Here is a 25,351-nt window from a genome sequence, read left to right on the forward strand (position 1 = left end):
TCGCTCAGTCCTGCGGTGCGAACGTGAGGACGGGCCGTCCCGTGCGGGGGTGCGTGAGCACCTCGCACCGCACGCCGTAGACCGCGTCGAGCACCTCGGGGACCAGGACGTCGCGCACGTCGCCCGCGGCGACGACCCGGCCGTCCGCCAGCACGACGACGTGGTCGCACGTCTGGGCCGCGAGGTTGAGGTCGTGGAGCGCGGCGAGGACGGTCACGCCGTCGTCGGCGAGGTCGCGCAGGACGCGCATCGTGTCGAGCTGCGCGGCGATGTCGAGGTGGTTGGTCGGCTCGTCGAGCAGGAGCAGCGCGGGCTCCTGGGCGAGCGCGCGCGCCAGGTGCACGCGCTGGCGCTCGCCGCCGGAGAGCGTCGCGACCTCACGCTCGGCGAACGCGGCCATGCCCACCCGGGCGAGTGCCGCGGTCGCGACCTCCCGGTCGCGCGCGGAGTCGCCCGCGAGCAGCGAGCGGTGGGGGATGCGGCCCAGGAGCACTGCGTCGAGCACGGAGAGCGGGAGGTCGGTCGTCGCGTCCTGCGCGACGAGCGCGAGGACGCGCGCGCGCTGCCGCCGCGGCATCGTCAGCAGGTCCGCGCCGTCGAAGCGTGCGTGCGCGGCCTCGTCGGACCCCGTGGACGGGGCGCGCACCCCCGCGAGCACACGCAGGAGCGTCGACTTGCCGGAGCCGTTGGGACCGAGCAGCCCGCTCACCGCACCGGCCGGGGCGGTGCAGTCGACGCCGTCGAGGATCAGGCGACCGTCGACGGTCCACGACACGCGCGCGGCGTCGAGCCCCGCCGCGCCCTGCTGACCGGACGGGTTCCGCACCACCGCGTCAGCGGGGTGGTCCCGCACGGTGTCGGGTCCGACCGTGGGGCCCTCCTGCGTCGTCGTGCGCGTCGCCTCGCTCATGCGGTCTTCCTCCCGCGCCACAGGAGCAGCGCGAACACCGGCGCGCCGATCGCGGCGGTGACGATCCCGACGGGCAGCTCGCGCGGCGCGAACACGGTGCGCGCGAGCGTGTCCGCCCAGGCGAGGAAGGTGGCGCCGAACAGCGCGGACAGCGGCAGCAGGAGGCGGTGCCGTGCGCCCGTGAGCAACCGCACCGCGTGGGGCAGGATCAGCCCGACGAACCCGATCGACCCCGACTGCGAGACGAGCGCCCCGGTGAGCAGAGCGACGCCCACGAGCAGCGTCCAGCGCACGCGTGCGACGTCGACCCCGAGCGTGGACGCCGCCGTGTCGCCGAACGTGAAGGCGTCCAGCACCGAGCCGGTCGAGGCGAGCAGCGTCCCGAGCACGAGGGTCGCGCCGCCGGCGACCGCGACCGAGGTCCACGTCGCGCCGGCGACCGACCCCATGAGCCACGAGAGGATCTCGCGGTAGGAGTCGCCGGTCGCGGACCAGAAGATGACGAAGCTCGTCGCGGCCGCGGCGAGCTGGCTCACGGCGAGGCCGGCGAGCACGGTCCGCGTCGGCGTGAGCGCGCCGAGCGCGCCCGCGAGGCCGAGCGCCGCGACGAGCGCGAGGACGGCGCCCCCGAACGCCGCGACCGGCAGGAGCACGGTCCACCCGGCGACCAGCACGAGCACCGCGCCGAGCGACGCGCCCGACGACAATCCGAGGAGGTACGGGTCCGCGAGGGGGTTCCGCGTGAGCGACTGCATGACGACGCCGCACACGGCCAGACCGGCGCCGACCGCCGCGGCGGTGAGCACGCGGGGGAGGCGGAGCTGCCACACCATGCCGTCCTGCAGCGCTCCCAGCGGCTCGAGGCCGAGCAGCCCGCCGAGCCCGACGTGGGTCGCGACCGAGCGCCACACGTCCCCGACCGCGAGGTCCGCCGGACCGATGGTCACCGTCACGAGGACCGTCACCACGAGGGCGCCGACGCCGACCGGCACCCACCAGCCCGCGCCACGGCGCGCGCGGGACCCCGCACGACCGTCCGGTCGGACGGGGGGCACGGGGGCGGGCCGGGTGCGCAGCGTGGTCACAGGTCGAGCGCCTCCAGCTGCGCGGCGAGGTCCACGACGGCGTCGACGTTGCGCACGCCGGCCTCGGTCGCCGGGAACGGGATCGTCAGGTAGCGGCCCTCGCGCACCGCGGTCATCTCGGTCGTCGCCGGGTTGGACTCGAGCCGCTCGATCTTGGCCTCGGCCGTGTTCCACGCGGCGTCGACGAGGACGAGGACGTCGGGGTCCGCCGCGATCGCCTCCTCCCACGCGAACGCGGTCCAGGTGTCGTGCACGTCGCCCGCGACGTTCTCCAGCCCGACGGCGTCCATGATCATCTGCGGCGCGCCGATGCCCGCGCCGACGTACGGGATGTCGTCCCCGGACGAGTACCACAGGGCCGTCAGCCCGCGCTCGTCCCGGGCGACGCCGTCGAGCGTCGCGCGCTGCTGCGCGACGAGCTCCGTCGCAGCGTCCTGCGCGTCGAAGATCGTGCCGACCTCGGTGATCTCGGCGAACACGTCGTCGAAGGTCAGCGGGTCCGGCATGTACTCCGGCGCCTTGCACGCGGCGGGGGAGACGTACGTCGCGACGCCGAGCCGCGCGAGCGTCTCGCGGTCGCCCGCGCCGTCGGCCGTGAGGTTCGACTCCCAGCCCGCGTAGACGAGGTCGGGCTCGGTCTCCAGCACCGCCTCGGCGCCGGGGACCTTGTCCGACAGCGGCTCCACGACCGCGGGGACGTCCGCCGCCGCGTCGGCGAGGGACGCGGGGACCGGGCCGTCGGGGAACGCGCTCGCGACGATGCGGTCGCCGAGCCCGAGAGCGAGCAGCATCTCCGTGGTGCTCGACTTGATCGTCACCACGCGCTCGGGCGCGGCGTCGAACGTCACCTCGAACCCGCAGTCGTCGAGCGTGAGCGGGTAGGTCGTCGCCGCTCCACCGCCCGACGGCGGGGCGTCACCGCCCGCGGTCGGGTCGGCACCGGATGTGGTGCCCGACGAGCAGGCGGCGAGCAGCAGGGCGAGCGTGGCGGTCGGGAGCGCGAGGGCGGCGGGGCGGACGCGCTGGCGGTGCACGGTGCGGGAAGACGGCACGGGCGAGATCTCCGGGGTCGGGCGCGGTGCGGCGGCCCTCGGCGGGCACGCCGCTGCGGCGGTGCGTTCTCGATGCCGACCGGCGAGCGCCGGCCGGGACCGACGCGTCATCTCGCGTCGCGCGGACCCGCGGCACAGATCCGGTGCCGCCCGGACGGGCCAGTGCGGGGCCCGCGGTCCTCCGCCAGCCTAGTCCTTCTCGCGGTCCGCCGTGGCAGAGTGTCCGTCGTGACCGAGCCATCGAACCTGCCTGCCCAGACCCCCTCGACCGCACCGCTGCGCGCGGTGGTGACCGGCGCGTCGTCGGGCATCGGCGAGGCGTGCGTGCGGTTCCTGCGCGCCCGCGGCTGGGACGTCGTGGCGTTCGCGCGGCGTGCGGACCGGCTCGCCGAGGTCGCGGAGCGCACGGGCGCCCACCCCGTGGCGGGCGACGTGACGTCCGACGACGACGTCGCGCGCCTCGTCGCGGAGGCGGGCGCGCGCGGCCCGGTGCACGCGCTGCTCAACATCGCCGGCTTCGGCCTCGGGGTCGACCACGTGGACGAGGCGAAGATCGACGAGTGGCGCGCGATGTACGAGACGAACGTGCTCGGCACGGTGCGCGTGACGAAGGCGTTCCTGCCGCTCCTGCGCGCCTCGCGCCGCGGCGACGTCGTGCTCATGACGTCCACCGCGGGCCACGACACGTACGTCGGCGGCTCCGGCTACGTCGCGTCGAAGCACGCGCTGCTCGGCGTCGCGAAGACGCTCCGCCTGGAGCTGGTCGGGGAGCCGATCCGCGTCATCGAGATCGCGCCCGGCCTCGTGCGCACGCCGGAGTTCTCGCTCAACCGGTACCACGGCGACCAGGCCGGCGCCGATGCCGTGTACGAGGGGGTCGTGGACCCGCTGACCGCCGACGACGTCGCGGACGTCGTGACGTTCGCCGTCACGCGCCCGCACCACGTCAACATCGACTCGCTCGTCCTGCGCCCCGTCGCCCAGGCGTCGACGTACTCGCTGTGGCGCGCGCCGCTCGTCCCGAAGGGCGTCCCGGCGCCCGCCGAGGAGCACCGGGACGCCTGACGCCAGGACGCCTCAGGAGCGTGTCGCGGTGAGGAGCAGGTACTCCCACCCCATCACGCCCTCCTCGAGCGCGCGGTCGGCGAGCTCGCGGAGCGCCTGGTCGAGCTGCGCCAGCCGCTCGGGGTCGTCGCGGAGGCTGCGGCGCACCGCGATCGTCGGCCCGTAGCGGTCCGCGAAGTACGCCCGGAAGGCCTCGCCGTCCGGGAAGAGCGTCACCGGCAGCCGTCGCGTCCGGGTGCGCACGTCGTGCACGCGGTCGCCCAGCAGCGCCCGGACGTGCTCCTCGTCGCCCCACAGGGGCGGCGGCTGCGCGCCGGGCGGCGGTGCCGGCGCGAACGGCTTCATCGTCGCGAACATCTGCCCGATGAACCCTCCGGGCGTCCAGCTCGCGAGGGCGAGCGTGCCGCCCGGGCGGAGCACGCGGACCAGCTCGTCGGCCGTGGCCTGGTGCTGCGGCGCGAACATCGCGCCGATGCACGACAGCACGACGTCGAACGACGCGTCGGCGTACGGCAGCGCCTCCGCGTCGGCCTGCTCCCACGCGAGCCGGGCTCCGCGCTCCTGGGCCGCGCGCCGGCCGACGTCGAGCAGCTCCGGGGTGAGGTCCGAGGCGACGACGTCGGCGCCCGCGAGTGCGGCTGCGATCGCCGCGTTGCCGGTGCCCGCGGCGACGTCCAGCACGCGCTGCCCCGCGCGCACGCCCGCCACGTCGACGAGGGTCTCGCCGAGCTCGCGCACCAGCTCGGCGACCGCCGGGTAGTCCCCGGACGCCCATACCGCGCGGTGCTTGGCCTTGAGGTCCGAGAGGACCACGGTGTCCGTCATGTGCTTCTCCTGCTGTCCGGTCCGCGATCGCGGACCTGCGGTGGGTCACGTCCCCTCAGGATCGGCCTCCCTCCAGGAGCCATCCAGTACCGGATCTGTAGTGCCCGGGACGCGCGGCCCCCTGGCGCCGGACGGTCCCGCGGGTGTCTGCTGGAGGAGCGATCGAGGAGGCGGCGATGGCGGGATACGGCCAGTTCTGCCCGGTGGCGAAGGCCATGGACGTGCTCGACGAGCGCTGGACCCTGCTCGTCGTCCGCGAGCTGCTCGCGGGCAGCACGCACTTCAACGAGCTGCGGCGCGGCAACCCCCGGATGTCACCCGCGCTGCTCGCGAAGCGGCTGCGCACGCTCGAGCGCGCCGGCGTCGTGCGGCGCGACGAGGTCGACGGGCGGCCGACCTACCGCCTGACGGCCGCGGGCGAGGAGCTCCGTCCCGTGGTCGAGTCGCTCGGCGCGTGGGGCGCCCGCTGGATCGCCGACCTGGGTGACGACGACCTGGACCCCCACCTGCTCTTCTGGGACGTCCGGCGCACCGTCCCCACGGACGTCTGGCCGCGCGAGCCCACGGCGGTCGAGTTCCGGCTGGACGACGTCGAGCGCCGGGTCTCGCGGTGGTGGCTCGTCGTGCGGGCGGGAGACGCCGACCTGTGCGACGTCGACCCGGGCCTCGAGCCGGTGGTCGTGGTCCGGTCCGGGCTGCGCGCCCTGACCCGCGTGTGGCGGGGCGACACCTCGTGGGACGGTGCGCTCCGCGCCGGCGACGTCGTGCTCGTCGGGCCCTCCGAGGCTCGGCGCGAGCTGCCCGTGTGGATCGGTCAGTCGGACCTCGCGCGCGTGCCGCGCCCGGAGGACGCCGCCGCGCGGCAGCGCGTGCCAGGCTGGGGGGCATGAGCGACTCCACCCGTCGTGCCCCGGCGCTCGCGGCGCTCGCGGGCATCGTGTGCGCGGCCGTCGGGTTCGCGGCCGCCGAGCTCGTCGCGGCGCTCGTCGGGCCGGGGTCCAGCCCGCTGTTCGCCGCCGGGGCCGGGGTGGTCGACGCCGTCCCCGGGCCGGTCAAGGACTGGGCGGTCGCGGCGTTCGGGACGGCCGACAAGGCGGTGCTGCTCGGCGGCATGGTGGTCGTGCTCGCGGCGGGCGCGGCGCTCGCCGGCTGGCTCGAGCTGCGCCGTCCGCCGTGGGGCGCGGCGCTCCTGGGCGGCGTGGGAGCGGTGGCCGCGGTCGTGGCCGCGACCCGGCCGGGAGCGAGCGTCGCGTGGGCGCTGCCCTCGCTCGTCGGGGTGGGCGCCGCGATCCTGCTGCTGCGCGCGTCGCTCGCTCCGCTGCGCGGGCCCGCCCAGGCCTCCTTCGTCGGTGCGGGCCGCGACGGCGGCGGGGCGGGCACCGGCTCCGGACGTGCGTCGATGGACCGGCGACGCTTCCTCCTCGTCACCGGCCTGGCCGCCGCGGCGGGCGTCGTCGCGCTCGCGACGTCCCGCGCGGTGTCCGCCGGGTCGCGCGCCGTCACGGCCGCGCGCGAGGCGCTGCGGCTGCCACCCCCGGCGACGCCGGCGCCGGCAGTCCCCGCCGGGGCGGACCTGCGGGTCCCCGGACTCGCGCCGTACGTGACGCCGAACGGCGACTTCTACCGGATCGACACCGCGCTGCGCGTGCCCCAGGTCGACCCTGCCTCGTGGACGCTGCGCGTGACCGGTCTCGTCGACGAGCCGTTCGAGCTCACGCTCGACGAGCTCCTCGCGCTCCCGCTCACCGAGCACCACGTGACGCTCACGTGCGTGTCGAACGAGGTCGGCGGCGACCTCGTAGGCAACGCGCGGTGGCTCGGGTACCCGGTGCGCGACCTGCTGGCGCGCGCGGGCGTCCGCGACGCGGCGGACATGGTGCTCTCCACGAGCGCCGACGGCTGGACGGCGAGCACCCCGCTCGACGTGCTCAGCGATCCGGAGCGGGCCTGCCTGCTCGCGGTCGGCATGAACGGTGAGCCCCTGCCCGCGGAGCACGGGTTCCCCGCGCGGCTCGTCGTCCCGGGCCTGTACGGGTACGTGTCGGCGACCAAGTGGGTCACCGAGCTCAAGGTCACGACGTTCGCCGACGACGTCGCGTACTGGTCCACGCGCGGCTGGTCGGAGCGCGGCCCGATCAAGATCGCGTCGCGCGTCGACACGCCGCGCGCGGGGACTGCCGTGGCCACGGGCGCTGTGGCGGTCGCGGGCGTCGCCTGGGCGCAGCACACGGGCATCTCGGGCGTGGAGGTCCAGGTCGACGACGGACCGTGGCGCTCGGCGACGCTCGCCGACACCGTGGGTCCCGACACGTGGCGGCAGTGGTCGTACGCGTGGGACGCGACGCCGGGAGAGCACCGCCTGACGGTCCGCGCGACCGACGCCGACGGCCGCACGCAGACCGCCGACGTCGCCCCGCCCGCGCCCGACGGCGCGTCGGGGTGGCACGAGGTCACCGTCCGCGTCGGCTGACGGGACCGGCGTCCGGACCGTGGACCGGAGGTTGCCCGTGCGGAGGCGGGCTGGCACCATGGCCGCGTGACCTCCGCGCGGCCCACGAGCAGCACGCTCGTCCCCGCGCGCCCGCCGGTCGCCTCCGCCACCTGTTGTTGAGGGCTCGCGGCGCCCTGCGCAGCCTCGACCTGGTGTCCGCGAGCAGCCTCCCGCCCCTCCCTCCTGGCGAAGGGGCGTGACGGTCGCCGGTCTCGTGCCACGGACTCATCGATGAGTCCCGCGCGACGCCCGGGTCTGCACCTCCGGACGCCCGCCGAGCACAGGACGCGAGACCACCATGTACGTTCCCCCGAGCATTCCCCGCTACCGTCCGACGACGACGCCACCGCTCGCCACGCCGTCGTCCGCGGCCGCCCGCCCGCCCGCGGCGACGGCCACCGCCGTGGTCGGGCCCGGTGCCGCCCACCCGGCGCAGCCTGCCGTGGCGTCACCGCCGCCCCTCACGCTCGAGTGGCTCGTGGCGCGCGACATCGACGCCTACACCGCGCGTCGCCGCGCGAAGACGCGGCGCTGACGACCCCAGACGGTGTCGGTGGCCCGTGGGACGCTCGGGGCTCCCGACGAACGGAGCCTGCCGACACCCGACGGACTCCCGACCGATCTCGACGAGCACCTGGAGGTCTGGTGCGAGGACCTGCTCGCACCCGTGACGCGCGACCAGCAGCGGCACGTGTCGCAGACGGCGTGCCGGATGTTCGAGGGCGGGGGCCCGGGTGGAGGGGTGGGACCGGTCCTGACCCGGGCGCGCCCTGCGACGGACTGGTTACCATGGACCCACAGGCGTCGACCCGGCCATCACCGGCGAGCCTCCGGAAGAACGGGACCCGCGCCGTCGGGCAGGCCTGACGGCCCGGCGGCCAGGTCCTCACTAGAACCGGACGGGTGGGCCCGTCACAGCCTGCGACGAGCGGTCGGTGACCGCCCGCCGGGCCCGACGGCGTCGGGCACCGGGGGACGACGCCGGCAAGCGAGGTGGTACCGCGGCGAGCCCGCCCCTGGTGGGGGAGTCGTCCTCGCAGGAGAGCACGACCGACCCGTACCACCACGGCGGACGAACCCGCCGGCCGCTACCCACCGGAGTCCTCGAGACCATGGCCTACCCGCTGCACCGCGCACCCTCGTCCGCCGCCACCCCCTCGGGCGCCCCGCACCCCGGAGCCGCGTTCGGCGTCCCCGCCTCTCCCGACCTGCCCGCCATCGAGCGCGACGTGCTCGCCTACTGGGACGCGGACGACACCTTCCGCGCCTCGGTCGAGCGCAACCCCGCGGGCGACAACGGCAGCAACGAGTTCGTCTTCTACGACGGCCCGCCCTTCGCCAACGGCCTGCCCCACTACGGGCACCTGCTCACCGGTTACGCGAAGGACGTCGTGCCGCGCTACCAGACGATGCGCGGCAAGCACGTCGAGCGCCGCTTCGGCTGGGACACCCACGGCCTGCCGGCGGAGCTCGAGGCGATGGACCAGCTCGGGATCAAGACCAAGGAGGAGATCCTCGAGCTGGGGATCGAACGGTTCAACGACGCGTGCCGCGCGTCGGTGCTCAAGTACACGAGCGAGTGGCGCGACTACGTGACCCGCCAGGCGCGCTGGGTCGACTTCGAGCACGACTACAAGACGCTCGACCCGACCTTCATGGAGTCGGTCCTGTGGGCGTTCAAGCAGCTCTACGACAAGGGCCTGGTCTACGAGGGCTTCCGTGTGCTGCCCTACTGCTGGAACGACCAGACGCCGCTGTCCAACCACGAGCTGCGCATGGACGAGGACGTGTACCAGGTCCGCCAGGACCCGGCCGTCACCGTCGGCTTCCGGCTCGAGACGGGCGAGCTCGCGCTCATCTGGACGACCACGCCGTGGACCCTGCCGTCCAACCTGTTCGTCATGGTCGGGCCGGACGTCGAGTACGTCGTCGTGGAGTCGTCGTTCACGGGCGTCAAGGAGCGCTACGTCATCGCGGCCGAGCGTCTTGGGGCGTACGCGCGCGAGCTCGCCGACGAGGGCGTCGAGGACGTGACGACGCAGGTCGTCGAGCGGCTCACGGGCGCCGACCTCGTCGGGCGCTCCTACACGCCGCCGTTCTCCTACTTCGCCGGGCACGCCGGTGCGCACCGCGTCGTCGAGGCCGACTTCGTCACGACCACGGACGGCACCGGGCTCGTGCACAACGCCGGCGCGTTCGGCGAGGAGGACAAGGTCGTCTCGGACCGCGAGGGCGTCGAGCCCGTGCTGCCGGTCGCGTCCGACGGGAAGTTCGTCTTCCCCGTCGTCGACTACGAGAGCCTCCAGGTCTTCGACGCGAACGCCCTCATCATCGACCACCTCAAGGGCCGCACGCGCCACGACGCCGCCGCGGCCCGGGGCGAGGAGGTGCCGGACCTCGCGCTCGGTGCGACGAGCGCCGGCACGGTGCTGCTGCGCCGCGAGTCGTACGCGCACTCCTACCCGCACTGCTGGCGCTGCCGGCAGCCGCTCATCTACATGGGCGTGTCGTCGTGGTTCGTCGCGGTGTCGAAGTTCAAGGACCGGATGGTCGAGCTCAACGAGCAGATCTCCTGGACGCCCGACCACATCCAGCACGGCCAGTTCGGCAAGTGGCTCGAGAACGCGCGCGACTGGTCGATCACGCGCAACCGCTTCTGGGGCAGCCCCGTGCCGGTGTGGCGCTCCGACGACCCCCAGTACCCGCGCGTCGACGTCTACGGCTCGTTCGCCGAGCTCGAGCGCGACTTCGGCACGCTCCCGCGCAACGAGAAGGGCGAGCCCGACCTGCACCGCCCCTTCGTCGACCGCCTGACGCGGCCGAACCCCGACGACCCGACCGGGCGCTCGACCATGCGCCGCGTCGAGGACGTCATGGACGTCTGGTTCGACTCGGGGTCCATGCCCTACGCGCAGGTGCACTACCCGTTCGAGAACACGGACTGGTTCGAGCACCACAACCCCGGCGACTTCATCGTCGAGTACATCGGGCAGACGCGCGGCTGGTTCTACACCCTCCACGTGCTCGCGACGGCGCTGTTCGACCGGCCCGCCTTCCGCTCGGCGGTCTCCCACGGCATCGTGCTCGGCTCCGACGGCCGCAAGATGAGCAAGTCGCTGCGCAACTACCCCGACGTCAACGAGGTCTTCGACCGCGACGGCTCCGACGCGATGCGCTGGTTCCTCATGAGCTCGCCCATCCTGCGCGGCGGCAACCTCGTCGTCACCGAGGACGGGATCCGCGACGCGGTGCGCCAGGTGCTGCTGCCGCTGTGGAGCACGTACTACTTCTTCACGCTGTACGCGAACTCCTCCAAGGCGCAGGCCCGGACCGGGGCCGCGGTGCCCGACGGCGGCTACGTCGCGCAGCGGGTGTCGCCCGAGCGCGTGGCCGGGCTCCCCGCGCTCGACCGCTACCTGCTCGCGCGCACGCACGACCTCGTCGTGCGCGTGACCGAGCAGCTCGACGCGTACGACATCGCGGGCGCGTGCGAGAGCGTGCGCGAGCACCTCGACGTCCTGACGAACTGGTACGTGCGCACGCAGCGCGACCGGTTTTGGGCGGAGGACGCCGACGCGTTCGACACGCTGTACACGGCGCTCGAGACGCTCACGCGCGTCATGGCGCCGCTCGCGCCGCTGCTCGCGGAGGAGGTCTGGCGCGGCCTGACGGGCGGGCGCTCCGTGCACCTCACGGACTGGCCCGCGGCCACCGAGGACGCCGGGGAGCCGTTCGTCGGCGAGGACGGCTCGTCCGCCACGGCCGTGCGGCACGTCCCGGACCCGTCCCTCGTGCGCGACGACGCGCTCGTCGCCGCGATGGACGAGGTGCGCGCGGTCGCCTCGGCCGCGCTCGGCCTGCGCAAGGCGAACCAGCTCCGCGTGCGCCAGCCGCTCGCGCGCCTCACGGTCGTCGTGGACGACCCGGCGGCGCTCGCCCCGTACACCGACCTGCTCGCGCGCGAGCTCAACGTCAAGGTGGTCGAGCTCGAGTCTACGGACTCCGACGCCGCCGAGCGGTTCGGCATCACCCAGCGGCTCGCCGTCAACGCGCGCGCCGCGGGCCCGCGCCTGGGCCGCGGCGTCCAGGCCGTCATCAAGGCCTCCAAGGCCGGGGCATGGCGCGTGGACGACGCCGGAGACGTCGTCGTGACGACGGACGACGGCGACGTCGCGCTCCTTCCGGCGGAGTACGAGCTGACGACGGTGGTCGCCGCCGCCCGGGCCGGCGGTCCCGAGGCCGACACCGAGGCGCCGAGCGTCGCCGCCGCGGTGCTCGCGAGCGGCGGCTTCGCCGTCCTCGACCTCGCGCTCGACGACGCGCTGCTCGCCGAGGGCTACGCGCGCGACGTCATCCGCGACGTGCAGGACGCGCGCAAGGCGGCCGGGCTCGACGTGGCCGACCGCATCCGCCTGACGCTCGACGTGCCGGGCGAGTGGCTCGTCGCGGTCGAGGAGCACCGCGAGCTCGTCGCGCGCGAGACGCTCGCGGTCGAGATCGCCGTGGAGACCTCTCCGACCGGCGAGCGCGCCGTGCGCGTCGAGAAGCTCGAGGGCACCGTGCCCGACACGGCGGTGATCCTGTGAGCGCCGCCCGTGCCGGCGGCGGGCGCCGGCAGAGCGCGAAGGACGCCCGCGCGGCGGCGGAGGACGCTGCCGCGCAGGCGGACCTCGAGCGCGTCTACCAGCACATCGTGTCCCGTGCTCCCGAGCACGACTTCGACCCGACGATCGACCGGGTGCGTCGCCTGTTCGAGCTGCTGGGGGACCCGCAGCACGCGTTCCGGACCATCCACCTCACCGGGACCAACGGCAAGACGAGCACCGCGCGCGTCGCGGAGCGCCTGGTGCGCGAGCACGGCCTGCGCACCGGCCTGTTCACGAGCCCGCACCTGACGAGCGTCACCGAGCGGATCGTCGTGGACGGCGAACCCCTCTCGGCGCGCCGGTTCGTCGAGGTGTGGGAGGACGTCTACCCGTACGTGCAGGTGGTCGACGCCGAGCTCGCCGAGGCCGGGCAGTCGCAGCTCAGCTTCTTCGAGGTGCTCACGGGCGTGGCGTTCGCCGCGTTCGCGGACACGCCCGTCGACGTCGCGATCGTCGAGGTCGGCATGGGCGGCGAGTGGGACTCGACCAACGTGGTCGACGCCGAGGTCGCCGTCGTGACGCCCGTCGCGCTCGACCACGAGCGCTGGCTCGGCAGCACGCTCGAGGAGATCGCGACCGTCAAGTCGGGCATCGTCAAGGAGGGCGCGACCGTCGTCTCCGCGGCGCAGCGCCCGGAGGTCGAGGAGGTGCTGCGCGCCCGCGCGGAGCGCGTCGGCGCGCGCCTGCTGCGTGAGGGCGTGGATCTCGACGTCGCCGCGCGCCAGGTCGCGGTCGGCGGCCAGCTCCTCGACCTGCGCACGCCCGCCGCGCTCTACACCGAGGTGTTCCTCCCGCTGCACGGCGAGCACCAGGCGCACAACGCGCTCCTCGCGCTCGGGGCGGTGGAGGCGTTCCTCGGCGGCCGCGCGCTCGACGGACCGCTCGTCGAGGCGGCGTTCGCGGACGTCACGTCGCCGGGCCGGCTCGAGGTCGTGCGGTCCAGCCCGACCGTCCTCGTCGACGCGGCGCACAACGCCGCGGGGGCGGAGGCGCTCGCGGCCGCGCTCGGCGAGGCGTTCGACCTGCGCCACCTCGTCGGGGTCGTCGCGATCATGGCGGACAAGGACGCCGAGCCGCTCCTCGCGGCGCTCGAGCCGGTGCTGTCCGAGGTCGTCGTGACGCGCAACAGCTCGGAGCGCTCGGCCGACCCGACGGACCTCGCCGAGCTCGCCGCGGACGTGTTCGGCGAGGACCGTGTGCACAGCACCGAGCGGCTCGACGAGGCGCTCCAGGTCGCGGTCGACCTCGCGGAGCGGGACGACACGGTGGGTGTCGGGACGAGCTCGGGCGTGCTCGTCACGGGCTCCGTGGTCACGGTCGCCGACGCGCGGATCCTGCTCGGGCGGGGCTGACCTCCCGGGCCGGCGCGCGGCGCTCCGCTCCGGCGGAGCGCCGTCCGTCCGGGGATCTCGCGCGGCCCGGTGCGCCCGGGTGTTTGATGGAGGCGACGACGGCGACGGGCACGCCGGGCGGGGGCGTCGGCGTCCGGGTCCCCGGGCGCACGGACCGATGGAGGGATGACCGGTGAAGAAGCTGCTCAACGATCCCCAGGACGCCGTGACGGAGTCCCTCGAGGGCTTCGGCCAGGCGCACGCGGACCTCGTGGAGGTGCACGTCGCGCCGCCCTACGTGTCGCGCGCCGGGGGAGCGGTCCCCGGGAAGGTCGGCCTGGTCTCGGGTGGCGGCTCGGGACACGAGCCGCTGCACGCGGGCTTCGTCGGGCTGGGCATGCTCGACGCCGCCGTGCCCGGCGCCGTCTTCACCTCGCCGACACCGGACCAGATCGTCCCCGCGATGCTCGGCGCCGACTCGGGCGCGGGCGTCCTCGCCATCGTGAAGAACTACACGGGCGACGTGCTGAACTTCGAGACGGCGGTCGAGCTCGTCGAGGCGGAGGGCACGCAGGTCACGAGCATCCTCGTCAACGACGACGTCGCGGTCGAGGACTCGCTGTACACCGCCGGCCGACGCGGCGTCGCGGGCACGGTCGCGGTCGAGAAGATCGCCGGTGCCGCCGCCGAGCGGGGCGACGACCTGGGCGCGGTGACGGAGATCGCGGGCCGCGTCGTCGCGAACGTGCGCTCGATGGGCGTCGCGCTCACGGCATGCACGGTCCCGCACGTCGGCAAGCCGAGCTTCGACCTGGGCGACGACGAGGTCGAGATCGGGATCGGCATCCACGGCGAGCCCGGACGCCACCGCATCCCGCTCGCGTCGGCCGACGAGATCACGCGGCGGCTCGTCGACCCGGTGGCGGACGACCTGGGCCTCGCCGACGGCGAGGACGTGTTGCTGTTCGTTAACGGAATGGGCGGTACGCCGCTGTCCGAGCTGTACGTCGTCTATCGTCAGGCGAGGAGGCTGCTCGAGGGGCGCGGCGTACGGGTGACGCGCTCGCTCGTCGGCAACTACGTCACGTCGCTGGAGATGCAGGGTGCGTCCGTCACCGTGCTGCGCCTGGACGACGAGCTCACCGCCCTGTGGGACGCTCCCGTCCACACGGCTGCGCTGCGCTGGTGAGGCGGTGCCCTTTCGTGCAGTCTCCGAGAGCCGGCGGACCGCCGGCTCGACGGCGAGGAGAGGTGGGGCATGACGCTGGACGTGGCCTGGGCGGCCCGGTGGACCCGGCTGAGCGCGGAGCGCATCGCGGCGGCGCGGGACGAGCTGACCGAGCTGGACCGCCAGATCGGTGACGGCGACCACGGCGAGAACCTCGACAGAGGGTTCCGCGCGGTGGTCGTCAAGCTCGACGGGGCGGCTGCCGGAGAGCAGCCGCCGGGCCAGATCGGCGACGTGCTCAAGCTCGTGGCCACGACGCTCATGTCGTCCGTCGGCGGTGCCTCGGGGCCGCTCTACGGCACCGCCTACCTCCGTGCCGCGAAGGTGACGGGCCTCGCCGAGCTCGACGCGCACGGGGTCGTCGCACTTCTCGAGGGCGCGCTGGAGGGCATCACCGCGCGCGGGAAGGCCCAGGTCGGGGAGAAGACGATGGTGGACGCCTGGCAGCCGGCGGTCGACGCCGCCGAGGCGGCGGCCGACGCCGGGGCGTCGACCGCCGACGTGCTCGCCGCGGCGGCGCGGGCGGCCCGTGCGGGCGCCGAGGCGACGATCCCGCTCGTCGCGACCAAGGGCCGCGCGAGCTACCTCGGGGAGCGCAGCGCCGGGCACCAGGACCCGGGTGCGACCTCCACGGCCATCCTTCTCGAGGCCGCGCACGACGCGGCGACCGCGTGAGCGGCGCCGCCGCGCCGGTCGGGGCGCGGGCGCGCGTGGCGCTCGTCCTCGTCTCGCACTCGCAGCGGCTCGCGCAGGGTGCGGTCGAGCTCTCCGCGCAGATGGCGCCCGGCGTGCTCCTGCTCGCCGCGGGCGGGACGGACGACGGCGGGCTCGGCACGAGCTACGACCGGGTGTCGGCCGCGCTCGAGGAGGCGCTCGGCGTCGCGGACGGTGTGGTCGTGCTCGCCGACCTCGGCTCGGCCGTCATGACGGTCGAGTCCGTGCTCGACATGGAGGACGGGTACGACGGGAGGGTCCGGCTCGCCGACGCCCCGTTCGTCGAGGGCGCCGTCGCGGCGGCGGTGACCGCCCACGGCGGCGGGGACGTCGCGGAGGTGCTCGCGTCCGCCGAGCACGCGGGCGGCACGTTCGCGGTCGCTGCCGGCGCTCCGCAGAGCGGAGGCTCGGTCGCCGACGCCGTGCCCGCCGCGGAGGGCGCGGCGCGCGCCGTCGTCACGCTGCGGAACCCGCTCGGGCTCCACGCGCGACCGGCGGCGGTGCTGGCCCGTCTCGTCGCGGGCTTCGACGCGAGCGTGGTGATCGACGGCGTCAACGGGGCGAGCGTGCTCGAGCTCATGAAGCTCGGCGCGACCGGCGGCCAGGAGCTCACCGTGACGGGGGAGGGGCCCCAGGCCGCCGACGCGGTGGCGGCCGTCGTGGACGCGGTGGAGGGCGGGTTCGGCGAGGTCTGAGCCAGGCCGTGTGACCGCCGTCACGCAATATTGCAGCTGGTGCAATATTGCACAGGGTGCAAGAATGGTCCTCGTGCCCACGACTCTCCCCGACGTGCCCGCTCGACCCTCGGTGGTCGAGCGGGCCGCCGCATGTCTCGCGCCGACGCCCGGTGGGCTCCGCGAGCGCAAGAAGCGCGCGCGGCGTGAGGCGCTCGTCGAGGCGGCGCAGGCGCTCGTCCTGGAGCGCGGCCTCGACGCGGTGACGGTCGAGGACATCTGCGCCGAGGTCGGCGTCTCGCCGCGCACGTTCTTCAACTACTTCCCCTCCAAGGACGACGCCGTGCTCGGCCTCGAGGACTTCTCCGTCCGACCGGAGGTCGTCGTCACCTTCGTCGAGGGCGGTCCCACGGGGGCGCTGCTCGACGACCTCGAGGTGGTCGTCGCCGACGTGCTGGGGCACCAGGTCGTCACGCCCGAGCGCATGGCGCGCACGCTCGAGCTCGTCCAGCGCGAGCCGCACCTCGTGGCGCGCCACGTCGCGTGGGTCGACGGCCACCGCGCCGAGCTCGTCGAGATGTTCGCCGCGCGCCGTGCGGTGCGCCCGTTCGTCCCCGACCCCGAGCTCCTCGCCCTGGTGGTCATGAGCCTGCTGCGCGCGAGCACTCTCGAGTGGCAGCAGCGCGACCGCGAGGGCGAGCCGGTGGACCACCTGCCGACCGTCGTCGGACAGCTCCGCGCGCTGCTCCAGGACTCGCGCGCCCCCGATCCCGCGGCTCGCTAGCCGCACGCCCCCCCGGGGCCACCGCACCATCGCCTCACCAGCTCCCCACCCGACGACGGGCCGCGCCCGTCGGCGCGCTCCCGCCCGTCCCGACCGAACCGGATCCTCATGGCCTCCACCACCGCAGCACCGACCGTCGACGGCGGCAAGCCGCTCGTCGTGCTCACCCCGCGCACCGTGTGGGTGATCTTCGGCGCGCTCATGGCGTCGATGTTCCTGTCCTCGCTCGACCAGTCGATCGTCGGTACCGCGATGCCGACGATCGTCGGCGAGCTCCACGGCGTCGAGCACCAGGGCTGGGTCATCACCGCCTACATCCTGGCGATCGCGATCGTCATGCCCCTCTACGGCAAGTTCGGCGACCTCTGGGGTCGTCGTTGGCCGTTCCTCGTCGCGATCGGGCTGTTCACGATCGCGTCGGCCGGTGCGGGCTTCGCGCAGTCGTTCCCCGAGCTCGTCGCGTGGCGCGGTGTGCAGGGCCTCGGCGGCGGCGGGCTCATGATCCTCTCGCAGGCGATCATCGCCGACATCGTGCCCGCCAAGGACCGCGGCAAGTACATGGGCCCCATGGGCGCCCTGTTCGGCATCGCGGCGGTGATCGGCCCGCTCCTCGGCGGCTGGTTCACCGAGGGCCCGGGCTGGCGCTGGGCGTTCTGGATCAACGTCCCGATCGGCGTGGCGGCGTTCGTCGTCGCGTGGGTCGCGCTCAAGCTCCCCTCGCACCGCTCCGGCCGCAAGATCGACGTCGCCGGCATCTTCTTCCTCGTCGTCGCCACCTCCGGCATCGTGCTCGTCACGAGCTGGGAGTCGCTCACCAGCTCGCGCGGCTACGACTGGTCGGACCCGTGGCTCCTGGGCCTCGTGGCCGCCGTGGTCGTCTCCGTCGCGGCGTTCATCGTGGTCGAGAACCGCGCCGAGGAGCCGCTGCTCCCGCTGCACCTGTTCAAGAACCGGACGTTCACGATCGCGACGCTCATCGGCCTCGTGCTGGGGATGGGCATGTTCTCCGCGCTCGCGTTCCTGCCGACGTTCCTCCAGATGTCGACCGGCGCGGGCGTGACCGAGTCCGGCTTCCTGCTCCTGCCGATGATGGCCGGCGTCATGCTCACGGCCATCGGCTCGGGTATCGCGATCACCAAGACCGGGCGTTACAAGATCTTCCCGGTGGTCGGTCTGGCCGTCACCGCCGCGGGCATGATCTGGCTCACCCGGATCACCGGGGACATGTCGATGTGGCTCTTCGGCGCCATGATCTTCGTCATGGGGGCCGGGATGGGCCTCGTGATGCAGACGATCGTCCTCGCGGTCCAGAACGCCGTCGACCCGCACGAGCTGGGGACGGCGACGAGCGCCAACAACTTCTTCCGCGAGATCGGTGCGGCCGTCGGGACGGCGCTGTTCAGCACGATCTTCACGTCGCGTCTTGCCGACAACCTCGAGGGCGTCTTCGCCGGGCTGCCCGCGGGCTCGGCCCCGGCCGGGGCCGAGGGCTCGTCGCTCACGCCGGAGATGGTGCAGCAGCTCCCCGAGCCGATCCACACGGGCGTCGTCGACGCGTTCACGGACGCGCTCGCCCCCGCCTTCTGGTACCTCGTCCCGCTCGTGCTCGTGGGGTTCGTCCTCGCGCTGTTCCTGCGGGAGGTCAAGCTCTCCGACGTGGCCGGGATGGTCGCGCGCGGCGAGGCCGTCGCGGACCACGGCGACCTCGTCGAGGACGCCCCGGCGCAGGCCGCGGACGGCACGGCGGACACCGGCGCGGTCGTCGTGCCCACGGCTGGTCCCGACGCCGGGGACGACCGGTCGGAGGGCCGGGAGCGCGACGGCGCGCCGGTATCCTGACCGGGTGAGCACCCCGCCGTCGCAGCCCGCCGCGCAGCCGTCCCGCTACGGCCGTGCGGCGGGCCCGGTGCGCCCGTCCCCGGGCGACCGCATCAAGCCCAAGAAGCCCGCGAAGGTCCAGTTCGCCTCGACCACGCTCCTCCTCGAGGCGTTCCTCGTGGTGTTCGCCACGCTCGTCGCGTACGGCCTGCGGGACGTGCCCTACTCGCGCGGGCCGCTCGAGCTGCCGAGCGCGACGTCGATCTGGCTCGTGGGCGGCGCCCTCGCGGTCGTGCTCGTGGTCCTCTCGCGCACGGTCGGCACGCCCGGCGGCTATGTGGCCGGGTCGGTCGTCCAGGTGCCGGTCCTGGCCTTCGGGCTCGTGGTGCCCATGATGTTCGTCGTCGGCGGCCTGTTCGTCGCCCTGTGGGTCGTCTCGATCCGGCTGGGCGGACGCATCGACCGCGAGCGCGCGGCGTACGACGCCGAGCACCCCGAGACGGCACCGAACGCCGACTGAGGACGGGCGAGCCCGCCCCGCGCGCCGCTGGTGGGCGCGGCGACGCGCACGTCCGTCCGGCCGGTAGGCTCGGCGACCATGACCGACGTCGCACCCGCACTGACCGAGACCATCGAGCGCACCCTCATCCTCGTCAAGCCCGACGGCGTCCGCCGCGGCCTGTCCGGCGAGATCCTGCGTCGCGTCGAGGCCAAGGGCTACACCCTCGTGGCCGTGCGCCTGCTCGACGCCACCCCGGAGCTGCTCGCCGCGCACTACGCGGAGCACGAGGGCAAGCCGTTCTACCAGCCGCTCGTCGACTTCATGCTCTCGGGCAAGATCCTGGCGGTCGTCGCCGAGGGCCAGGGCGTCATCCCCGGCTTCCGCTCGCTCGCCGGCGCGACGAACCCGACGGAGGCCCTCCCCGGCACGATCCGCGGCGACCTCGGCCGCGACTGGGGCCTCAAGGTCCAGCAGAACCTCGTGCACGGCTCGGACTCGCCCGAGTCCGCCGCGCGCGAGATCGCGCTCTGGTTCCCCGAGCTCGGCTGAGGCCCTCCCGCTGCGCCCGCCTCGCCCCCGCCGCCACTGCGCGAGGGGCGGGGCGGGTCTTTCGCGCTCGTTCCTCGCGCTCCCGGTGCGTTCTCCTCGCCACCCGCCACGCCACGGCCCGCCCCTCGCTCCGTCTCCAGCCGCGCCGCCACGGCCGGTCCCGGACGTCCGCAGGATCGTGGGAGCACCGCACTAGGCTCGGGTGCGTGCACCTCAAGACCCTGACGCTGCGCGGCTTCAAGTCGTTCGCGTCCGCGACGACGCTGAGCTTCGAGCCCGGTGTCACGTGCGTCGTCGGGCCGAACGGCTCGGGCAAGTCCAACGTCGTCGACGCGCTCGCGTGGGTCATGGGGGAGCAGGGCGCCAAGACCCTGCGCGGCGGCAAGATGGAGGACGTCATCTTCGCCGGGACGGCGGGGCGCCCGCCGCTGGGCCGTGCCGAGGTCTCCCTGACGATCGACAACACCGACGGCGCGCTGCCGATCGACTACACCGAGGTGACGATCTCTCGCACGCTGTTCCGCAGCGGCGGCTCCGAGTACGCGATCAATGGTTCCCCGTGCCGCCTGCTGGACATCCAGGACCTCCTCTCCGACTCCGGCCTCGGGCGCGAGATGCACGTGATCGTCGGGCAGGGGCAGCTCGACGCCGTCCTGCGCGCGACGCCCGAGGACCGGCGCGGGTTCGTCGAGGAGGCCGCGGGCGTCCTCAAGCACCGCAAGCGCAAGGAGAAGGCGCTCCGCAAGCTGGACGCGATGCAGGCCAACCTCACGCGGCTCGCGGACCTCACGACGGAGATCCGCCGCCAGCTCGGGCCGCTGGGCCGGCAGGCCGAGATCGCCCGCAAGGCCGCGACGATCCAGGCGGACCTGCGCGACGCGAGGGCCCGCCTGCTCGCCGACGACCTCGCGCAGCTCACCGCGACGCTGGAGCAGGAGATCGCCGACGAGGCGGCGCTGCGGGCGCAGCAGGCCGACGTGGAGCGCGCGCTCGCGGCCGCGCGCGACACGCTCGGCCGGCTCGAGCACGAGGCCGCCGAGGCCGCGCCCGCCCTCGGCGCCGCGACCGACGTCTGGTTCCGGCTCTCGTCCCTGCGCGAGCGGCTGCGCGGCACGCAGACGCTCGCGGAGGAGCGCGTGCGTCTGCTCGGCCGCCCGGAGCCCGCCCCGCGTGGCCAGGACCCCGACGAGCTCGAGGCCCAGGCGGAGCGCGTGCGCGCGACCGAGGCCGAGCTCGAGGCCGACGTCGCTCGTGCGCGCGAGGCGCTCGCCGCGGCGGTCGCGGAGCGCGAGGACGTCGAGCGGTCCGCGGGGGAGGCCGAGCGCGCGGTCGCGACCCTCCTGCGCGGCGCGGCGGACCGGCGTGAGGGCCTCGCGCGCCTCGCGGGCCAGGTCGCCGCGCAACGCACGCGCGTCGAGGCGGCCGAGGCGGAGATCGGTCGGCTGCGCGAGTCGCTCGCGGAGGCCGAGCACCGGGGCGCGCAGGCACGCACCGAGTTCGCGGTGCTGGAGACCCAGGTGGTCGGGGCCGAGGAGGGCGAGGAGGGACTCGACGCCGAGCACGAGGCCGCGGCGGACGAGGTCGAGCGCACCAGCGCCGCCGTGACCCGGCTGGAGGCCGACGCGTCCGCCGCGGACCAGGAGCGCGCCACGTGGAGCGCGCGCATCGAGGCGCTCGAGCTGAGCCTGGACCGCAAGGACGGCGCGGGCGCGCTGCTGGCGGCGGACGGTGTCGGTGTCGTGGGGTCGCTCGCGGCGCTGCTGGGCGTCGAGACCGGGTACGAGGACGCGGTCGCCGCGGCGCTGGGACCGGCGGCGGACGCCGTCGCGGTCGAGTCCGTCGACGCCGCGGTCGACGCGCTGCGATACCTGCGCACGGAGGACGCCGGCCGTGCCGGCCTCGTCGTGGCGACCGCGGATCCCGGCGCGGGTCCCGCCGACGTCGCGCTGCCCGACGGCGCGCGCTGGGCCGTCGACGTCGTCACCGCGGGCGGGGACGTCGGTCACGCGGTGCGATCCCTGCTCGCCGGCGTGGCCGTCGTCGACGACCTGGGCCAGGCGCGCGGGCTCGTGGCGCGGCACCCGGACGTGGCCGTCGTGACGCGCGGCGGGGACTTCCTCGCGGCGACGCGCGCCTGGGGCGGGTCGGCGTCGGCGCCCAGCGTGCTGCACCTGCAGTCCGCGCTCGACGAGGCGCGCACCGCGCACGCCGACGCGACCGGCCGCGCCGAGCGCGCCCGGTTCGCCCTCGTGGGCGCGCGCGAGGCCGCGCAGGAGGCTCGCGCGCGGTACGAGGACACGCTCGACCGGCTCAACGAGTCGGACGCGCAGCTCGCCGCGGTCGCGGAGCAGCTCGGGCACCTGGGGGCGACGGCGCGCTCGGCGGCAGCGGAGGCCGAGCGTGTCCGCGCCTCGCTCGAGCGCGCGTCGCAGGGTCTCGACGACGCCCGGGAGGTGCTCGCGGGCCTCGTGGAGCGGCTCGACGCCGCGGAGGCGGCGCCGGAGCAGTCGGAGGAGGCCGTCGCCGAGGCGTCGGCGGAACGCGACCGGCTGCTCGCCCTCGCCTCGGCTGCGCGCACGACGGAGACGGAGGCGCGCCTCGCGCTGCGGACGAGCGAGGAGCGCGCGCGGGCGGTGGCCGGCCGCGCGCAGTCGCTCGCCCGGGCCGCCGCGACGGAACGCGAGGCGCGGGAGCGGGCGGCGCGGCGGGAGGCCGCGCGGGTGCGGCAGGCGGAGCGTGCGTCGGCGGTGCGCGACGGCGCTGCTCGCGCCCTCACCGCGGTCGACCGGTCGCTCGCCCGCGCGGGCGCCGAGCGCGAGGCCGCCGAGGCTGCGCGCGCCGAGCGGGACGCCGCGGTGACGGCGGCCCGGCGCGAGGTCGACGACCTGGCCGCGCGACTGCGGGAGCTGACCGACGTCGCGCACCGCGACGAGGTCGCGCGCGCGCAGCAGCAGCTGCGGATCGAGCAGCTCCAGGCGCGCAGCGTCGACGAGCTCGGCCTCGACCCGGCCGTGCTGGTCGAGGAGTTCGGTCCGCACCGCGACGTCCCGGTGACGTCCGAGGACGACGAGCCGCGCACCGTCCCGTACGACCGCGCCCAGCAGGAGAAGCGGCTCCGGGCCGCCGAGCGCGACCTCGGCCGCCTCGGCAAGGTCAACCCGCTCGCGCTCGAGGAGTTCGCGGCGCTCGAGGAGCGGCACAAGTTCCTCGCCGACCAGCTCGCGGACCTCAAGAAGTCGCGCGCCGACCTCCTGGAGATCGTCAAGGAGATCGACGAGCGGGTCGAGCGGGTGTTCGCGGACGCGTACCGCGACACCGCCGAGCAGTTCGAGCGGGTCTTCGCCCGCATGTTCCCCGGCGGCGAGGGACGGCTCGTGCTCACGGACCCCGACGACATGCTCACGACCGGGATCGAGGTCGAGGCGCGACCGGCGGGCAAGAAGGTCAAGCGGCTCTCGCTGCTGTCCGGCGGCGAGCGCTCGCTCACGGCGGTCGCTCTTCTCGTGGCCATCTTCAAGGCGCGGCCGTCGCCGTTCTACGTCATGGACGAGGTCGAGGCCGCCCTCGACGACATGAACCTCGGCCGGCTGCTCGAGATCTTCCGGGAGCTCCAGGAGGACTCCCAGCTCATCGTCATCACCCACCAGAAGCGCACGATGGAGATCGCCGACGCGCTCTACGGGGTGACGATGCGCGGCGACGGCGTGACGACCGTCATCAGCCAGCGGATGAACGAGGCCCGCGAGGACGTCCCGGTGTGAGCGGAGTCCCTCGCGCGCGAGCACCGCGCCGGCCTGCGCTGATGCCCTGAGATCGTTGGAATTCCGGGCCTTGTGAAGATGTGGTGCTGATCGGACGGCACGGCGTGGCAGCGGTCGCGCCGGGTGGCTCCACCCGGATACTGGACCTCATGGTCTGGATGTTCGTGTGGCTGGGGCTCACGCTCGGCGTCGCCGCCGTCGTGTTCCTGTTCGCGAGCGTCGTCGCGCGCTCCGAGGCACAGTCGTCGGGCGCGCAGGGGGACCGGTCGGCCGACCAGGGCATGCGCGCGTTCTGGCGTGACTTCCGTTCGGGGCTGCGCCGCCGTCGTCGCCGGGGAGGTCTCGACGCGCACCACGTGGGGACCGTCCGCATGCCGCGGCCCGTGGACACGAGCATCGACGACTTCTTCACCGCGACCCAGGTGACGTCCAACGCGTACGTCGACGCGGAGGAGCTCACCGACGTCCTGCACCGCGCCCGCGAGCGCGTGCGGCCGCTGCACCCCGGGGCACGCCCTCCCCAGGCGTGACCGGTGAGCGACCACCGCGTCACCGCCGCCCTCGTCTGAGAGACTTCCGGGGTGAACGACCTCCTCCCGCTCTGGATCGCCCTCGGCGTCGTCCTCCTCGTCGCCCTCGCCACCGTCGGGACCGTGTCGGTCCGTCGACGCGCCCGCCCGCGCCGCGACGTCGTCGAGCCGCCGCCCGCCGCACCGACCGCGCCCCCGACGAGCCCCGGCACGGCGTCGGCGCCACCCGCCGTCGAGGCCGCGCCCGAGCTCGAGGAGCCGTCGACGGCCGCGCCCGCGATCGAGCGACCCGAGCCCGTCGGCGGACGGCTCGTGCGCCTGCGCGAGCGGCTCGCCCGCTCCGGGTCGCCCCTGGGCGCGCGCCTGCTCTCGGTGCTCTCGCGCGACCACCTCTCGGAGGACGACTGGGACGAGCTCGAGGAGACCCTCCTGCTCGCGGACGTCGGGGCCGGGCCCGCGGCCGAGCTCATCGACGCGCTGCGCACCAAGGTCCGCGTGCTCGGCGTCCGCGACGCCGCGAGCGTGCGGGACCTCCTGCGCACCGAGCTCGTCGCGCTCGTCGACCCGTCGCTCGACCGCTCGCTCGCGACGTCGCCCACGACGGGTGAGGACGGCTCGCCGGTCCCGGCCGTCGTGCTCGTCGTCGGCGTCAACGGCACGGGCAAGACCACCACGGTGGGCAAGCTCGCGCGCGTGCTCGTCGCGGAGGACCGCAGCGTCGTCCTCGGGGCGGCGGACACGTTCCGCGCCGCGGCGGCGGACCAGCTCGAGACGTGGGGCTCGCGCGTCGGCGTCCCGACCGTGCGCTCGGACCGTGACGGCGCCGACCCCGCCGCGGTCGCGTTCGACGCCGTGCGCCGCGGACGCACCGAGGGCGTTGACGTCGTGCTCGTCGACACCGCAGGGCGCCTGCAGAACAAGCAGGGGCTCATGGACGAGCTCGGCAAGATCCGGCGTGTCATCACCAAGGAGGCGCCGCTGTCGGAGGTGCTCCTCGTCCTCGACGCGACGACGGGGCAGAACGGTCTCAACCAGGCGCGCGTCTTCGGCGAGGTCGCAGGCGTCACGGGCATCGTCCTGACGAAGCTCGACGGCACCGCTCGCGGCGGCATCGTCGTCGCGGTCCAGCGCGAGCTGGGCGTCCCCGTCAAGCTCGTCGGCCTCGGCGAAGGCCCGGACGACCTCGCCCCGTTCGACCCGGAGCAGTTCGTCGACGGCCTCATCGGCGACTGACGCACGACCTTCGCCGGTCGTGCCACGCTGCGATCACGAGGGTGTCCCGATCCGGGCGCCGAGGCGTCCCTTCGCCGAGGTGAAACGGAACGTTTACGTCCGAGGAGCGCTTGTCACACCCGCGTAACACGGCGACACCGCGGGGGAAACCCG

Annotated in this window: 20 protein-coding genes; 16 read left to right on the forward strand and 4 right to left on the reverse strand. The window is 74.7% G+C overall.

Annotated elements, in window-relative coordinates:
- Positions 1-4: 4 nt before the first annotated feature.
- From JN535_RS14585 to JN535_RS14595, 3 genes are read right to left on the reverse strand one after another with little or no spacing between them, the layout of a single operon-like run.
- A complete protein-coding gene (locus JN535_RS14585) occupies positions 5-910 on the reverse strand; it encodes a putative F420-0 ABC transporter ATP-binding protein (RefSeq protein WP_205206277.1) in 906 nt (301 codons plus the stop codon).
- A complete protein-coding gene (locus JN535_RS14590) occupies positions 907-1,995 on the reverse strand; it encodes a putative F420-0 ABC transporter permease subunit (RefSeq protein WP_374100512.1) in 1,089 nt (362 codons plus the stop codon). Before JN535_RS14590 ends, JN535_RS14585 begins: the two co-directional genes overlap by 4 nt.
- A complete protein-coding gene (locus JN535_RS14595; protein WP_307868753.1) occupies positions 1,992-3,047 on the reverse strand; it encodes a putative F420-0 ABC transporter substrate-binding protein in 1,056 nt (351 codons plus the stop codon). Before JN535_RS14595 ends, JN535_RS14590 begins: the two co-directional genes overlap by 4 nt.
- Positions 3,048-3,275: 228 nt before the next feature.
- Between JN535_RS14595 and JN535_RS14600 the strand changes: the two genes are divergently transcribed.
- The gene (locus tag JN535_RS14600) at positions 3,276-4,112 is read left to right on the forward strand and encodes an SDR family oxidoreductase (RefSeq protein ID WP_307868754.1); all 837 of its coding nucleotides are present in this window, start codon (positions 3,276-3,278) and stop codon (positions 4,110-4,112) included.
- A gap of 12 nt (positions 4,113-4,124) precedes the next feature.
- On the opposite strand, the gene JN535_RS14605 is transcribed toward JN535_RS14600, so the two are convergent.
- A complete protein-coding gene (locus tag JN535_RS14605) occupies positions 4,125-4,937 on the reverse strand; it encodes a class I SAM-dependent methyltransferase (RefSeq protein WP_205206280.1) in 813 nt (270 codons plus the stop codon).
- A 143-nt stretch (positions 4,938-5,080) separates the two neighbouring features.
- Between JN535_RS14605 and JN535_RS14610 the strand changes: the two genes are divergently transcribed.
- The 15 genes from JN535_RS14610 to ftsY all read left to right on the forward strand — a co-directional run bounded on the left by JN535_RS14610 (position 5,081) and on the right by ftsY (position 25,198).
- Entirely contained in the window at positions 5,081-5,827 is a 747-nt protein-coding gene (locus JN535_RS14610) for a winged helix-turn-helix transcriptional regulator (protein ID WP_205206281.1), read from the forward strand.
- Entirely contained in the window at positions 5,824-7,407 is a 1,584-nt protein-coding gene (locus JN535_RS14615) for a molybdopterin-dependent oxidoreductase (RefSeq protein WP_205206282.1), read from the forward strand. Before JN535_RS14610 ends, JN535_RS14615 begins: the two co-directional genes overlap by 4 nt.
- Before the next feature lie 319 nt (positions 7,408-7,726).
- On the forward strand, positions 7,727-7,963 hold the full coding sequence (locus JN535_RS14620) for a hypothetical protein (RefSeq protein ID WP_205206283.1): 237 nt from the start codon (positions 7,727-7,729) through the stop codon (positions 7,961-7,963).
- A 577-nt stretch (positions 7,964-8,540) separates the two neighbouring features.
- The gene (ileS, locus tag JN535_RS14625) at positions 8,541-12,014 is read left to right on the forward strand and encodes an isoleucine--tRNA ligase (protein WP_205206284.1); all 3,474 of its coding nucleotides are present in this window, start codon (positions 8,541-8,543) and stop codon (positions 12,012-12,014) included.
- On the forward strand, positions 12,011-13,426 hold the full coding sequence (locus tag JN535_RS14630) for a bifunctional folylpolyglutamate synthase/dihydrofolate synthase (protein WP_205206285.1): 1,416 nt from the start codon (positions 12,011-12,013) through the stop codon (positions 13,424-13,426). Before ileS ends, JN535_RS14630 begins: the two co-directional genes overlap by 4 nt.
- 172 nt (positions 13,427-13,598) lie before the next feature.
- Positions 13,599-14,594 (forward strand): dihydroxyacetone kinase subunit DhaK, encoded by a 996-nt coding sequence (gene dhaK, locus JN535_RS14635; RefSeq protein ID WP_205206287.1) that lies wholly within the window; start codon positions 13,599-13,601, stop codon positions 14,592-14,594.
- A gap of 69 nt (positions 14,595-14,663) precedes the next feature.
- Positions 14,664-15,308, forward strand: a complete 645-nt coding sequence (gene dhaL / locus JN535_RS14640; protein ID WP_205206288.1) for a dihydroxyacetone kinase subunit DhaL — start codon at positions 14,664-14,666, stop codon at positions 15,306-15,308.
- Entirely contained in the window at positions 15,305-16,042 is a 738-nt protein-coding gene (gene dhaM, locus JN535_RS14645) for a dihydroxyacetone kinase phosphoryl donor subunit DhaM (RefSeq protein WP_307868756.1), read from the forward strand. The genes dhaL and dhaM overlap by 4 nt, the downstream gene beginning before the upstream one ends.
- Before the next feature lie 73 nt (positions 16,043-16,115).
- On the forward strand, positions 16,116-16,805 hold the full coding sequence (locus JN535_RS14650) for a TetR/AcrR family transcriptional regulator (protein WP_307868757.1): 690 nt from the start codon (positions 16,116-16,118) through the stop codon (positions 16,803-16,805).
- Positions 16,806-16,913: 108 nt separating this feature from the next.
- On the forward strand, positions 16,914-18,644 hold the full coding sequence (locus JN535_RS14655; RefSeq protein WP_205206292.1) for an MDR family MFS transporter: 1,731 nt from the start codon (positions 16,914-16,916) through the stop codon (positions 18,642-18,644).
- Positions 18,645-18,648: 4 nt separating this feature from the next.
- Positions 18,649-19,143 (forward strand): DUF4233 domain-containing protein, encoded by a 495-nt coding sequence (locus tag JN535_RS14660; RefSeq protein WP_307868758.1) that lies wholly within the window; start codon positions 18,649-18,651, stop codon positions 19,141-19,143.
- Positions 19,144-19,221: 78 nt separating this feature from the next.
- Positions 19,222-19,674: a nucleoside-diphosphate kinase gene (ndk, locus tag JN535_RS14665; RefSeq protein ID WP_205206293.1), complete on the forward strand. Its 453-nt coding sequence runs from the start codon at positions 19,222-19,224 to the stop codon at positions 19,672-19,674.
- A gap of 206 nt (positions 19,675-19,880) precedes the next feature.
- A complete protein-coding gene (gene smc / locus JN535_RS14670; RefSeq protein WP_205206295.1) occupies positions 19,881-23,435 on the forward strand; it encodes a chromosome segregation protein SMC in 3,555 nt (1,184 codons plus the stop codon).
- A 149-nt stretch (positions 23,436-23,584) separates the two neighbouring features.
- Entirely contained in the window at positions 23,585-23,965 is a 381-nt protein-coding gene (locus tag JN535_RS14675; RefSeq protein WP_205206296.1) for a hypothetical protein, read from the forward strand.
- Positions 23,966-24,016: 51 nt separating this feature from the next.
- Positions 24,017-25,198 carry a signal recognition particle-docking protein FtsY gene (ftsY, locus tag JN535_RS14680; RefSeq protein WP_205206298.1) on the forward strand — a complete coding sequence of 394 codons (1,182 nt, stop codon included), beginning with the start codon at positions 24,017-24,019 and terminating at the stop codon, positions 25,196-25,198.
- Positions 25,199-25,351 lie beyond the last annotated feature (153 nt).

Source organism: Cellulosimicrobium cellulans, assembly GCF_016921195.1.
In the GTDB taxonomy this organism is placed as follows: Bacteria; Actinomycetota; Actinomycetes; order Actinomycetales; family Cellulomonadaceae; genus Cellulosimicrobium; species Cellulosimicrobium cellulans_F.